We start from the raw sequence: 13,892 nt of genomic DNA on the forward strand, positions 1-13,892 counted from the left end.
CGATAACGTAAGTTAAAATTCTGTTGAGTTTATGTAGGTTTATTTTGGGTGGTATTTGATGAAAAACGTTGAGGGATTGGCATGGTTAACAAACTAACCAGTATCGTGCTGGCGATTCTGGCATTAGCGCTGCTCTATATGGGTGGAAAGTTGCTGATGCTGGGCGGCAGCGCGTTCTATGCATTGATGGCGGTGGGCTTACTGATCACCGCCATTTTACTGTTCAGAAACCAGCGTAGTGCGCTGGCGCTGTATGCGGTTCTGATGTGGATTACCCTGGCCTGGATTATCTGGGAAGTGGGCTTTGATAAATGGCAGTGGATCCCACGCGGCGACCTGTTCGGCGTGATTGGCCTGTGGCTGGCGATGCCGTGGGTGGTGAAACCGCTGTATCAGGGCGAACGCCGCTTCCACACCTTCCTGGGTGGCACGGTGATCGTGATGATTGTGGTGGTGATCGGTCTGTGCTTCTACGATCCGTTACCGCAGGCGGGCACGATTAGCAATGCGCGTGAACAAGCTAGCGAGCAGGGCGCCGCTAACGACTGGACCGCGTACGGCGGCACCACTGATGGCCAGCGTTTCTCTTCACTGAATCAAATCACCAAAGAGAACGTGCAAAACCTCGAAGTGGCCTGGACTTACCACACTGGTGACCTGCGTCAGGATGCGGATGCCAGCGAATACACCTTTGAAGCGACGCCGGTGAAAGCCAATGGCATGCTGTATTTCTGTACGCCGCATAACGAAGTGCATGCACTCGATCCGGAAACCGGCGCGGTGAAATGGAAATATACGCCGAATAAAGATCGTTCTTACCTGCAGCAGCACCAGACCTGTCGTGGCGTGAGCTATTACGAGCAAAGCCCGGTTGCCGCGCAGGATTCAGCAGCCGCCCCGGCTATCTGCCGTAAGCGCATCTTCAACGCCACTACCGATGCACAGCTGATTGCACTGGATGCCGATACCGGCAAACCTTGTGCTGATTTCGGTACCAATGGCGTAGTGGACCTGCATGCTAACATGGGTGAAGTGCGTCCACATGCGTTGATGCAAACCGCCGCACCGCTGGTGGCCGGCAAGCTGGTGATTGTCGGTGGTTCCGTGATGGACAACGGCTTCAACAGTGGTAACCCATCAGGTGTGATTCGTGCTTATGACGCTGAAACCGGTCGTCTGGTGTGGAACTTTGAGCCATCGAATCCAGAAAATACGGCGCCGATCGCTGCGGGACAAAACTATCCGCAGGATACGCCCGTTGCCTGGGGCACGCTGAGCGCCGATTTGAAAAATGGTCTGGTGTATGTGCCGTTTGGTAACGCGTCACCGGATGAAGTGGGTATCGAACGTGATGCCAACAGCAACACCGAGAAGTTCCGCGATGCGTTAGTGGCGCTGGATCTGCAAACCGGCGCGTTCAAATGGCGTTATCAGAGTTCGAACCACGATCTCTGGGACCGCGATAACCCATCACAGCCGTCATTGCTGGATATCGATTATCAGGGCCAGAAACAGCCTGTGGTGATCCTGCCAACTAAAACCGGCAACCTTTTTGTCTTGAATCGCCTGACCGGTCAGCCCGTGTATCCGGTTAATCAGGTAAAGGTTTCCACTGAAGGCGGTGTGCCGGGTGAGAAGTTTGCCGCGACACAGCCGGTATCAAGCCTGAACTTTATTCCAGACCCGTTGACCGAAAAATCAATGTGGGGCATCACGCCGTTTGACCAGATGTCATGCCGCATGGACTTCCGTTCACTGCGTTACGATGGCAACCCATGGACGCCAGCCACCGAAGCCGGTTCGCTGATCTTCCCGGGTAACATTGGCGTGTTCAACTGGGGTTCTGTGGCGGTTGATCCGCAGCGTCAGATGCTGATTGCCGCGCCTGTGCGCCTGGCTTACAAATACAACCTGATCAAGCGAACGCCGCAGACCGAAACGCAGCGTCTGTTCACCAAAGATGGCCAGCCATACTGGAACGAAAACTTCCAGGGTGACTACGCGATTCACATTCAGCAGCTGGCCTCTGGCCTCGCCATTCCGTGTATCGCGCCGCCGTGGGGTCGTATGGTGGGCGTAGACCTGAAAACCGGGAAAACCGAGTGGTTGCGCCGTGTGGGTGTCACCAAAAACCTGAAAACCAGCTTCCTGCCGGGCCGCTTCCCAATCGGCTTCCCGATGGGCATGGTGGCGCACGGTGGTCCATTGCTGACAGCGGGTGACCTGGTGTTCCATGGCGCAACCGCGGATAACTTCTTCCGCGCTTACGACAGCACCACCGGTGAACTGCTGTGGCAGACCGAGCTGAGCGCGGGCGCACAAGCCACACCGTCGACCTTTATGGGTAAAGACGGTAAGCAGTACGTGGTGATTGCGGCAGGCGGTCACGGTTCGCTGGGCACCCAGGCGGGTGACAGCGTAGTGGCGTTCCGTTTGAAGTAATGTGAAATAACAGCCAAGTCGTCCAGAGGAATATTCCTCTGGACGATGCGTAACATCAGGCAGGAACGGAAAGGGCTTTCTGGCTACGTGACCAGACACGGTGTGCTTTCATTGCATCTATAAAAGCACTCAGCAAAGCATCATCTGAACTGTCACCTTCAATAATTCCCTCTTCTTTTTCGCTCTCCTGCAGCGCAAACTGGGCTTTAAAGCGGCGTGCTTCACCGCTCAGGCCGATCACCTTCAGATGTTTATAAGCCTCCAGCAAGAAATAACGACTGTCACCACTCAGCAACAGCGCATCAATGTTGCCATCGGGTACAAACACCGCGTCAAAGGTCAGTGAAGGGAGCCCAGCAAAGGTCGCATCAATGGGTAAGACTGAACCATCGTCGGCACGAACCTGTCCCATGTGAGCCGCCAATAATTTTGTATGTACGCCAGCCGCTTTAAGTGACTGTAATACAGCCAGTACATCTGCTGATTTCACGCCATCGTTCAACAGCAGGGCAACCTGGCGGCCTTTGATATCACCGTCGGGAACAGCATACAAACTCAGACTACTGTCTTTCTGCAGGCCATTAACATCGGGTGCTGGCGGCGTCTTCAATTGATCAGCCGTCAAGGCAATCCCGAGGTTATCAGCAACCCCTTGCGCTAAGGCAATATCAATATTCAACAGATGATCGACCACTCGCTCACGAATGTACGGTCGGGCGACTTTGCTTAACTCAAATGAATAGGCATCGATGATGTGCTGTTGCTCGACAGGCGTTTGGCTTAACCAGAATAATCTCGGCTGAGAGTAATATTCGCCAAAGGACGGGCTACGCTCGCGCACTTTATGCCCCTCCATGCGCTCCTGATAACTGTCAAAGCCGCCACCTTCCGCTGCCGGCGGTGTTTCACGTGGCCAATTATCATTAATCGAATTGGGTTCATAATTCGCTGGATTAGTATCAATGTCCTGACGGTGCATGCCCTGCCGTTGGAAATTATGGTAAGGGCAAACCGGACGATTAATAGGGATCTCATGGAAATTAGGGCCACCCAGGCGGCTAATCTGCGTATCGGTATAGGAGAACAATCTGCCTTGTAGCAGGGGATCGTTTGAAAAATCCAGCCCCGGAACAATATGTCCTGGATGGAAAGCAACCTGTTCCGTTTCAGCAAAGAAGTTATCGGGATTGCGGTTTAATACCATCTTGCCAACGATTTCTACTGGCACCAGCTCTTCCGGAATCAATTTGGTGGCATCCAGGATATCGAAATCGAACTTAAACTCGTCCTCTTCGGGGATCAGTTGTAGGCCTAATTCATATTCCGGGAAGTCTCCGGCTTCAATGGCTTCCCACAAATCGCGTCGGTGGAAATCAGGGTCGCGTCCGGTCAGTTTCTGCGACTCATCCCAGAGCAAAGAGGCTTTACCTGCAACAGGCTTCCAGTGGAAGCGCACAAAGGTCGCTTTGCCTTCCGCATTGATCAGTCGGAAAGTATGGATACCAAAGCCTTCCATGGTGCGGTAGCTGCGAGGAATCCCGCGGTCGGACATCGCCCAGATAACGTTATGCAAGGTCTCAGGCTGCAGGGAAACGTAATCCCAGAAGGTGTCATGTGCACTTTGACCCTGAGGGATTTCATTGTGCGGCTCAGGCTTCACGGCGTGCACAAAATCCGGGAACTTATGAGCATCCTGAATGAAAAATACCGGGGTATTGTTACCCACTAAATCAAAAACCCCTTCATCGGTATAAAACTTAGTGGCAAACCCGCGAATATCGCGCACGGTGTCAGCCGATCCGGCACCGCCCTGGACGGTGGAAAAACGGACAAACACCGGCGTGACTCGTTCCGGATCAGAAAGGAAGTGCGCTTTAGTCAGCGCTTTTAACGAGTGGTATGGCTGGAAGTAGCCGTGTGCAGCGGATCCTCGGGCGTGAACGATGCGTTCAGGGATGCGTTCATGGTCAAAGTGCGTGATTTTTTCACGCATGATGAAATCTTCAAGCAAGGTAGGGCCACGCGTGCCCGCGCGCAATGAGTTTTGATCGTTCGCAATCCGCGTGCCCTGATTCGTCGTTAGAGGCTGCTCGGTGCCGTTTTTACGATGCGCAGCAAGTTGCTCAAGCTTGGTGCTCTGTGTATCAGGAGCTTTAAGGCTGCCCGGTGCCGTAGGCTGCTTTCCGGGTGGAGTTGGTTCAGCGGGAGGTTGGTGTGAACCGTCTTTGGGTGCCAGCGACCCTAATCCAGGTTGTGATGATTCTGGCCCTTTCGTCGGGGCTCGCTGAGTCAGCTTTTTCTTATCGGTTTCGCTCGACATTGCTATTCTCCTGTGACTGATTTAATGACCCCATTAAATATAGGAGAAGAAAAAATATTAGCAGGTGGTTATTTGTTCGAACGAAAATAAACGAAGCCGTATAAATGGTTCAATCTCGGGCAAGTGAAGGTCAGAACATTGTCAGTGTTTTTACACAGTGATAAAAGCCAAGCGGGAAATTATTGATGTCCGGATACATGCGATTAAATAATTAAAACGCTAAGTCATGAAAGCGAACTTTTAAAATATAGCCTAACCTAAAACATTCCTTCCTAAGGAGTTAATTATGAAAGCACATAATACGAACGAACAGCGAAAGAAAGAAGGCGATGTCAAAAAAGGCCTTCCGGAGGCCGCGCCCAATGCCGGCAATGCGTACGAAGAGGATGATCATCCCGCTACAGATAATCCTGATGAACATGGCGAGATCCCTCGCACGCGTGATGATAGCCAGGATCACAAGCACGATCCTTTCAAGGATAAGTAGCGTGAGTCGCGCATTAAAAGTGCGTAATCATTGATTTTTATAGCATTAAGGGGATAAACAATGGATTATTCTTCACTTGCAAATGAATTGGGTCTGACGGAAGACGAAGTCAAGGAGATGGGGCTACACTCAGACGACATTTTTCAGGAGAATAGCTCTTCAGGTACGCCATCAGGGGCGTATTATTTCAATGTGCCGGACGGCACGCCAGACCGTATCCTGGGAAAAAAAGGCTGGTCGTTAGGAGAGCGAGTAAAAATTAACAGTAACGTGTTTGATGTCAGCAATAAATAATGATGTTCTTCACGTCCTCGACTTCACATTTCACCAAAAAATTCTCATCGCTACAAAAATAAAGCCCGGGAGTGGTGGCAACCGGGCTTGTACAATCCTGTACCAAACATTTCCAATGAGAGCAGGTCTTATCACAGGGCGTAATAAAAACTTATTTATTATAGCCGGCCCTGAAGGGATTGCATGCGAAGCGGTAAATATTAACGTTGTCAGGATGCCGGTTATCTTCTGAATTCAATCAAATCCATGATTAAATTATTGCCACCAAGGCTTGACGCGTGGATTAGATTTTGTCCGTGAGCAAGCCCCATTCTCGGCAGAGTTGGTTAACCTCATAAGGGGAGCTAAGCAACAGCTTGGGCAAGGTCCATTCCGCATACATGCGTTGGTTACGCGGGCGATGGCGCCGAGAGGTGATAAGCAGATAACGCGTCATTTCCCAGGTCAACTTCTCGCGCTGATGTGAGGGGACAACACCGCCAATGCGCTGGGCATCAAACAGCGTACGACGCAGATAACGAAAGAAACATTGAGCCGGTGGCAGGTCAAGCAGAATGATACCGCTGGCACGCGTTAAGCGGTCCGGTAGCGTGCGCACATAATTGCCGTCCATGACCCAGCTTTCCCCTGCGATAGCGTCGAGATGCAGTTGCCGAAAATCTGCTTCAGCGCGGGCTTGCCAGTGCGTGTTGGGGAGGTGATAAAGCTGATCCAGGTGGATGACAGGACGCGCTGTCTTGCTGGCGATGGCCTGAGCCAGCGTCGATTTACCGCTGTTTGAAGGCCCCAAAATGCAGATGCGTGGGCCGAAGTCGCTTAATGCCATCATGATGAAAATCCTTTTAATGTCATAAAAAGCTGAACCAAATTGCTGATAGCAAAAAACACCAGTATCAGCCCGCCGCCAATGTTGATGGCGATGGACAGCTTACGAATGTTGATCACTCGTGCTGAAGTCAGCAGCGTAAAACAGATGATCACCAGCCACAGGGCCATAATGGCAACGTGTATGGAGGCCAGCAGCAGATAATGCAGCAAGGCATGATCGCGCCCGGCGAATTGCGATACCACGGTGAGATACAACATCACCGCTTTTGGATTAAGCACATTGGCTAGCCAGGCATCTTTAATCCCCATGCGGGCGCTACGGTAAGAGGCGACGGGTTGGGAAATATGACGACCTCGACGCAACAACTGTACGCCGAGCCACAGCAGATAAGCAGCACCCGCCACGCTTAACAGATTAAAGATAATGGGGGAACGCACCAGCAGGGCGCTGATGCCCAGGCCAATCAGCAGCGCATGGGTATAAATACCCAGAGCCGTGCCGAGAATGATCGCCGCCAGCCCGCGCGTGCCTGCCACCAACGTGTTATTCATCGCGAGGGTGAAACTCGCCCCGGGCGACAAGGCTACCGGTAAGATCGCAATGATAAAGGCCAGCAGGTGCAGGTTCATGAGGGTAACGGCTAAGGAATGTTAAATAATTTTGAATATTATTAGACGGTGAAGCAATAATCTACCACTGCAATCACGCCGCCAGGACTCAGCGGACCTATAAATAGCACAACAATAAGGATGACCATGACCATCGCTTGCCTGCATACCGCCGCCAGTAATATCGCGCTGTTCGATCACGCGGCACACGCCCTTGAATTACCTCCCCACACACTGAGCCATATTGTGATGCCGCACCTGCTGGCTGAAGCCGAGCAAAGTGGCGGTATGACGCAGGAGCAACAGCAACGTTTGGCTCAGCTGTTGCACAGTATGGGACCGTGGTTTGATGCGATAGTCATTACCTGTTCAACGCTGGGGCCAGTGGCCGACACCTTCCAGCCGAAAAACACGGGCTGCCCGGTCTATCGCGCAGACCGAATGCTGGCAGATCACCTGCATCAAATGGCAGGGCCTGCGCTGGTGCTCTGCGCGGCTGAGTCAACGTTAGCCGCCACACACCTGTTGTTCTGTCCACCCACGCTGCCAGCGGAGAAACAGCCGCAGGTCGCGCTGATCCCTGATGCCTGGGCCGCATTTAAAGCGGGCGATCATCAACGCTACCACGCGCTCATTGCCGACGCGGTAACACAGGGACGCGAGCAGGGCGCACAACACGTAGCACTGGCGCAGGTATCGATGGCGGCGGCGGCAAACAGCCTGCCGGAGAGCGAGCGTCCGTTGACGATTCCGCAACTGGCATTAGCCGCGGTAATGGCAAAGCGTTAATGTCGCTAAGGGGACGTCCGCGGGTGGCGTCCTCCCTCTTTGGCCCGCTATAGGGATAATCTCTTACGCTGGCGATACCAGGGAATGAAATAAACCAGCATGCTCCCCCAGAATATCCCCGCAGTAACGCCGCTGATTGCACCGTGAATCAGATTAAATGACAGGGAAGCGATTAGTCCGCATCGTAAGAACCCACCACAATCGCTCTCTTTTCATTTTCCTGACAGTCGATCTCAGGATGATTTGTTAGACTGCATGCTGAGAATGAACGTTCACTACAGGGTAATTCATGAAGAATTTTCAGCGCAGTGTGATCGCCGGGCTGGTGATGTTAGTCGCCGCCTGCGATCAAAACAGCAGTCAACAAGCCGCCACTCCGATCACCGAAGTGGGTGTTAAAACCTTGCAAAGCGAGTCAGTGGCGCTGGACAGCCAGCTCGCGGGCCGCGTGACGGGCAGTATGACCTCAGAAGTGCGCCCCCAGGTTGAAGGGATTATTTTGAAGCGCCTGTTTACCGAAGGGGATGAAGTGAAAGCCGGTCAGGTGCTGTATCAAATCGATCCGGCCAGCTATCAGGCCAGTTACGATCAGGCTTTGGCACAATTAAAGAATGCTCAGGCATTGGTGAAAAGCAGCAAACTCAAAGCGGAGCGCTATGCAGCACTGGTGAAAGAGAACGGCGTGTCGCGTCAGGATGCAGATGACGCGTTAGCCACTTACCAACATAATATCGCATCCGTGGATCAGTATCGTGCTGCGGTTGAAAGCGCTCGCATCAATCTTAATTACACGCAGATCAAAGCCCCAATCAGTGGACGCATTGGCATTTCCTCCGTGACGCCAGGTGCGCTGGTGACTGCCAGCCAGACCACCGCGCTGGCGACCATTCGCGCACTCGATCCTATTTATGTCGATCTCACCCAATCCAGCGTTCAGCTGCTCAAACTGAAACGTCAGCAGGCTTCCTTGCAGCAGAGCACGGATGCCGTGCCGGTGACGGTGAAACTGGAAGATGGCAGTGCCTATGACCATCCGGGCAAGCTGGAACTGACGGAAGTGTCGGTTGATGAAGCGACGGGCACCGTGACGCTGCGCGCGATTTTCCCTAACCCACAACATGAACTGCTGCCGGGCATGTATGTGCGCGCCAATGTGACCAACGGCGTTAAAACCGATGCGATCCTCGCGCCGCAGCAGGGTATTACGCGTGACGCCAAAGGCAATGCCACCGCGCTGGTGGTCGATAAAGAGAACAAAGTCGAGAGCCGTGAAGTAGTGGCCGATCGCGTGATCGGCAATAAGTGGCTGATTACCTCTGGTCTCAACAGCGGCGACAAACTGATTGTTGAAGGTACCGGTAAAGTGCAGGCGGGCATGAGCGTTAAAGCCGTAGAAGTGACGCCAAACGATAAAGCCGCGACCAGCGAGGGCAACTGATATGTTGGCTCAGTTCTTTATTCGTCGGCCGGTGTTTGCCTGGGTTATCGCCATCTGCATTATGATGTTCGGTTTACTCAGTATTAACAGCCTGCCCGTGGCGCAATATCCCGATGTGGCGCCGCCACAGATCAGCATTCAAGCCACCTACACTGGTGCCTCGGCGGAAACGCTGGAGAGCAGTGTCACCCAGGTGATTGAGCAGCAGTTGACCGGGTTGGATGGTTTACTCTATTTCAACTCCACCAGCACGGCGTCAACCGGTCAGGTAAAAATTAATGTGACCTTCCAGCAAGGCACCGATCCGGATATCGCTCAGGTACAGGTACAAAACAAGGTTCAGCAGGCAGAAAGCCGTCTGCCTACCGCCGTGACCACACAGGGTGTCACCGTGGAAAAAGCGCAGAGCGACTTCCTGCTGATCCTTGCGGTGTACGATAAAACCAATAAAAGCAGTTCTTCCGATGTGGCTGACTATATGGTCAGTAATATGGAAGACACGCTGGCGCGTGTCAGCGGCGTCGGGAGCGTGCAGGTATTTGGTGCCGAATACGCGATGCGTATCTGGTTAGATCCGAGCAAACTCGCCTCCTATTCGCTGATGCCGTCGGATGTCACCACCGCGCTGGAGAGCCAAAATACCCAGGTCTCTTCCGGCCAGTTGGGTGCGCAGCCTGCCAGTAAAGAGCAGCAACTGGTGGCAACGGTGCGTTCGCGTTCACGTCTGCAAACGCCAGAACAGTTCCGTAATATTGTGCTGAAAAGCCAGTCTGACGGTTCCGTGGTGCGCCTGAGTGATGTGGCGCGCGTCGAGATGGGTGATGAGGATTACAGTGCCAACGTGCTGGCGAACGGCCATCCCGCTTCGGGAATCGCGGTTCAGCTGGCGTCGGGTGCCAATGCGCTTTCCACCGCCGAACAGGTGAAATCCACCATCAATGAGTTCCGCAGCAGTATGCCTGCGGGTTATGAGATCGCTTATCCGCTCGACAGTACCGACTTTGTAAAAATCTCGATTGAAGAAGTGGTGAAAACGCTGATCGAAGCGGTGATTTTGGTGGTCATCGTGATGTTCGTGTTCCTGCAGAACATTCGTACCACACTGATCCCGGCGATTGCCGTGCCGGTCGTGTTACTGGGCACCTTTGGTGTGCTGTCGCTGTTTGGTTATTCGATTAACACCTTAACCATGTTCGGTATGGTGCTCGCCATCGGCTTGCTGGTCGATGATGCGATTGTCGTCGTGGAAAACGTCGAGCGCGTGATGCGCGAAGAGGGATTACCACCGCGTCAGGCCACCGAAAAATCGATGAAAGAGATCACAGGGGCGCTGATCGGTATTGCCTTAGTGCTGTCGGCGGTGTTCCTGCCGATGACCTTCTTCAGTGGTTCAACCGGTGTGATCTATCGCCAGTTTTCGATCACCATTGTGTCGTCGATGGTGCTGTCGGTGATTGTCGCGCTGACGCTGACGCCGGCACTCTGTGCCACCTTGCTGAAACCACATAACCATGAAAGCGGCACCAAAGGCTTCTTTGGCTGGTTTAACCGTAGCTATGAAAAAGTACAGGGGCGCTATCAAAACGGCGTCGGCCATGTGGTGCACAGTTCAGTGCGTTATCTGCTGCTGTACGGCGTATTGTTGATCGGATGTGCGGTGCTGTATCTGCGCCTGCCGACCGGCTTCCTGCCGACCGAAGATCAGGGCTATATCATGGTGCAGTATCAGCTGGCACCGGGTGCCACGGAAAACCGCACCAGTGAAGTCCGTCAGCAGGTTCAGCAGTACTTCGCGACCAAAGAGAAAGATAACGTTAACGTCAGCATGCTGGTGAACGGCTTCAGCTTTGCGGGCAGCGGACAGAACGCCGGTATTGGTTTTATCTCGCTGAAAAACTGGAGTGAGCGTAAAGGCTCAGAGAACAGCGCCGATGCGATAGCAGGACGCGCCATGGCTGCGCTATCCAGTATTCGTGATGCACAGATTTTCGTGTTGTCACCGCCTTCAGTCTCGGGATTGGGCCAGTCCAACGGCTTTACTTTTGAACTGCAAGCACGCGGCTCAACCGATCGTGACCAACTGCTGAAGATGCGTAACCAGCTGATCGCTGAAGCCAATCAGGATCCGGTGTTGAGCGCGGTGCGTGCCAACTCGTTACCCGATTTGCCTCAGCTGGATGTGAGTATTGATGATGCCAAAGCGCAGTCACTGGGCCTGACCATCAGTGACATCAATACCACCTTGAGTGCAGCGATTGGCGGCAGTTACGTCAACGACTTCACCGACCGCGGTCGCGTGAAGAAGGTTTACATGCAGGGCGATCAGCAATTCCGCAGTAAGCCTGAAGATATCGATCAATGGTACGTGCGCGGAACGGATAGCAGCAGCAACACCACTATGGTGCCGTTCTCGTCGTTCGCCTCCTCAAAATGGGCTTACGGTCCAGATGTGCTGTCACGTTATAACGGCCTGGCTTCCTATGAGATTGAAGGATCTTCAGCATCGGGCAAGAGTTCCGGCGATGCCATCACCGCTATGGAAAAACTGGCGGCCAAACTGCCAACCGGTACCACCTATGCATGGAGCGGCCTCTCTTATCAGGAAAAACTCTCCGGCAACCAGGCAATGTCGTTGTATGGCATCTCCCTGATTGTGGTGTTCCTGTGTCTGGCCGCGCTGTATGAAAGTTGGTCAGTGCCGTTCTCGGTGATGATGGTGGTGCCGTTGGGCGTCATCGGTTCCTTGCTGGCCATTACGCTACGCGGTCTGGAAAACGACGTCTATTTCCAGGTAGCGTTATTGACCATCATTGGTCTCTCGGCCAAGAACGCGATTTTGATCGTGGAATTCGCTGAGGAGAACTATCGCAAGGGTGAGAACCTGGTGAAAGCCGCGGTGCATGCCGCCACCATGCGTTTGCGTCCGATCATCATGACTTCGCTGGCGTTTACCGCTGGGGTACTGCCATTGGCGATTTCCACCGGTGCGGGGGCGAACAGCCGTATCGCTATCGGCACCGGCATTATCGGCGGCACCCTGACCGCGACCTTGCTGGCCATCTTCTTTGTACCGCTGTTCTTTGTTCTGGTCCGTCGCGTTTTCCCGGCGATTCCGCATGACGATGCACAGTCAACCGAATCTGCTGTGAAGGCGGAGGAGTAATATGTCTGCAAAACTTTTAATGGTGTTTTTGCCGTGTTTCCTTGCGGGTTGCGTATCTCTCGATCCGCATTACGATCGGCCAAAGGATGCGGTGAATACCACCGCGCCCACCGGCGATGCCTATCGGACGTTACAAGGCACACCGGCTAACTATCGTGATATCAGCTGGCAGGATTATGTGCTGGATGCGAAGCTGCGCCAGGTGGTGACGATGGCGCTGGACAGCAGCCGCGATCTGCGTGAAGCGGTCGCCAGTGTGAAATCGGCTCATGCTCAGTATGGTGAGCAGCGTGCCGATTTGTTCCCCAGCCTGAGCGCTGGCGTGAGCGGCACACGTTCACGCGCGCTAACCGGGGAGGGAAATCAAACTGCGCTCAGCAATACCTATTCAGCCGAGGGCAGCGTCAGCTCGTTTGAATTGGATCTGTTTGGCAAGAACCAGAGTCTGTCGCGCCAGCAGTATGAAACATATCTCGGCACGCTGGAGGGCGCCCGCAGTACGCGCCTGACGGTGCTGTATAACACCGTGGATTACTGGCTGCAGCTGGCCGCCGATCGCAGCAATCTGGCGATCGCTAAAGAGACGGCAGAGAGTGCGCGTCAGTCACTGGAAGTGACGCGCAAGCGTCTGCAGAACGGTGTGGATTCGATGGTGGATGTCGCGTCAGCAGAGACCACTTATCAATCTGCTCAGGCGGATGTGGCCAGTTACACCACAAGCGTGGCGCAGGATAAAAACGCGCTGGATCTGGTGGTAGGCAAAAGCGTGCCAGATAATTTGTTGCCTGAAAGCATTGAGTCCATTGGCGATGCATTGAAAGCCGTACCTGCTGGCGTGTCATCGGATGCACTGAATAATCGCCCGGACGTGTTGCAGGCAGAGCACAACTTAAAAGCCGCTAATGCCAATATCGGGGCGGCACGCGCTAACTTCTTCCCAAGCATCTCCCTCACCGCCAGCGGTGGGGTGGGCAGTTCAGATTTGTCTTCGCTGTTCAAGAACGGTGCGGGAATCTGGTCGTTTGCCCCAAGTATCTCGCTGCCGATTTTCAAAGGCGGCTACAACGTTTCCTACCTCAACTACACCAAAGCGCAGAAAGAGTATTACGTGGCGGTGTATGAGAAGGCGGTCCAAACGGCGTTCTCAGAAGTGGCCGATGCGTTGGCACGACGCGGCACCATCAACGATCAGCTGACCAGTCAGCGTAATAATGTTGCTGCTTCGCAAACCTATTACCACCTGGCAGATCTGCGCTATCAAAATGGTGTGGATACCTATCTGAATGCGTTAACTGCACAGCGCACGCTGTATACAGCACGCACTAGCCTGGTGAGCGTTGAGCAGGCTTACTACCAGAACCTCAATACTTTCTACAAAGTGATGGGTGGTGGTACGGCGTTGAAAGAATCTGAACTGAAACTGTGATGATCGCCCCGGGTCGATGCGTTAGCGACCTGGGGAAAAATGTAACCGGATTTATAGCCAGCATATCGGCTATAAATCCCTTCGCGTATGATAGGA

10 protein-coding genes are annotated in these 13,892 nt (G+C 53.5%); 7 read left to right on the top strand and 3 right to left on the bottom strand.

Annotated elements, in window-relative coordinates; genetic code table 11:
* Positions 1-81 precede the first annotated feature (81 nt).
* Entirely contained in the window at positions 82-2,442 is a 2,361-nt protein-coding gene (locus AC6I8L_RS09255; RefSeq protein WP_058959948.1) for a membrane-bound PQQ-dependent dehydrogenase, glucose/quinate/shikimate family, read from the top strand.
* A 55-nt stretch (positions 2,443-2,497) separates the two neighbouring features.
* Here AC6I8L_RS09255 and katE read toward each other — a convergent pair whose 3' ends face one another.
* Positions 2,498-4,762 carry a catalase HPII gene (katE, locus tag AC6I8L_RS09260; RefSeq protein WP_058959947.1) on the bottom strand — a complete coding sequence of 755 codons (2,265 nt, stop codon included), beginning with the start codon at positions 4,760-4,762 and terminating at the stop codon, positions 2,498-2,500.
* 286 nt (positions 4,763-5,048) lie between these two features.
* On the opposite strand from katE, the gene AC6I8L_RS09265 reads away from it, so the two are divergent.
* Both AC6I8L_RS09265 and AC6I8L_RS09270 read left to right on the top strand, forming a co-directional pair.
* Complete coding sequence (locus AC6I8L_RS09265) at positions 5,049-5,249, top strand: hypothetical protein (RefSeq protein WP_058959946.1); 201 nt, start codon at positions 5,049-5,051, stop codon at positions 5,247-5,249.
* Between the two features lie 60 nt (positions 5,250-5,309).
* Positions 5,310-5,543, top strand: coding sequence for a hypothetical protein (locus AC6I8L_RS09270; RefSeq protein WP_058959945.1), 234 nt, complete (start codon positions 5,310-5,312; stop codon positions 5,541-5,543).
* Positions 5,544-5,826: 283 nt separating this feature from the next.
* On the opposite strand, the gene AC6I8L_RS09275 is transcribed toward AC6I8L_RS09270, so the two are convergent.
* Together AC6I8L_RS09275 and AC6I8L_RS09280 are read right to left on the bottom strand one after the other, a co-directional pair.
* Complete coding sequence (locus AC6I8L_RS09275; RefSeq protein ID WP_236699729.1) at positions 5,827-6,372, bottom strand: P-loop NTPase family protein; 546 nt, start codon at positions 6,370-6,372, stop codon at positions 5,827-5,829.
* On the bottom strand, positions 6,369-7,001 hold the full coding sequence (locus tag AC6I8L_RS09280; RefSeq protein WP_058959944.1) for a LysE family translocator: 633 nt from the start codon (positions 6,999-7,001) through the stop codon (positions 6,369-6,371). The genes AC6I8L_RS09275 and AC6I8L_RS09280 overlap by 4 nt, the downstream gene beginning before the upstream one ends.
* 126 nt (positions 7,002-7,127) lie before the next feature.
* Here AC6I8L_RS09280 and AC6I8L_RS09285 point away from each other — a divergent pair, with 126 nt between their 5' ends.
* The 4 genes from AC6I8L_RS09285 to AC6I8L_RS09300 all read left to right on the top strand — a co-directional run bounded on the left by AC6I8L_RS09285 (position 7,128) and on the right by AC6I8L_RS09300 (position 13,796).
* A complete protein-coding gene (locus AC6I8L_RS09285; RefSeq protein WP_058959943.1) occupies positions 7,128-7,769 on the top strand; it encodes a hypothetical protein in 642 nt (213 codons plus the stop codon).
* Positions 7,770-8,058: 289 nt separating this feature from the next.
* Entirely contained in the window at positions 8,059-9,207 is a 1,149-nt protein-coding gene (locus AC6I8L_RS09290; RefSeq protein ID WP_058959942.1) for an efflux RND transporter periplasmic adaptor subunit, read from the top strand.
* Between the two features lies 1 nt (position 9,208).
* A complete protein-coding gene (locus AC6I8L_RS09295; protein ID WP_058959941.1) occupies positions 9,209-12,370 on the top strand; it encodes an efflux RND transporter permease subunit in 3,162 nt (1,053 codons plus the stop codon).
* Between the two features lies 1 nt (position 12,371).
* Positions 12,372-13,796 (top strand): efflux transporter outer membrane subunit, encoded by a 1,425-nt coding sequence (locus AC6I8L_RS09300; RefSeq protein WP_034823599.1) that lies wholly within the window; start codon positions 12,372-12,374, stop codon positions 13,794-13,796.
* The last annotated feature ends 96 nt before the right edge of the window (positions 13,797-13,892 follow it).

This window comes from Type-E symbiont of Plautia stali (assembly GCF_059731115.1).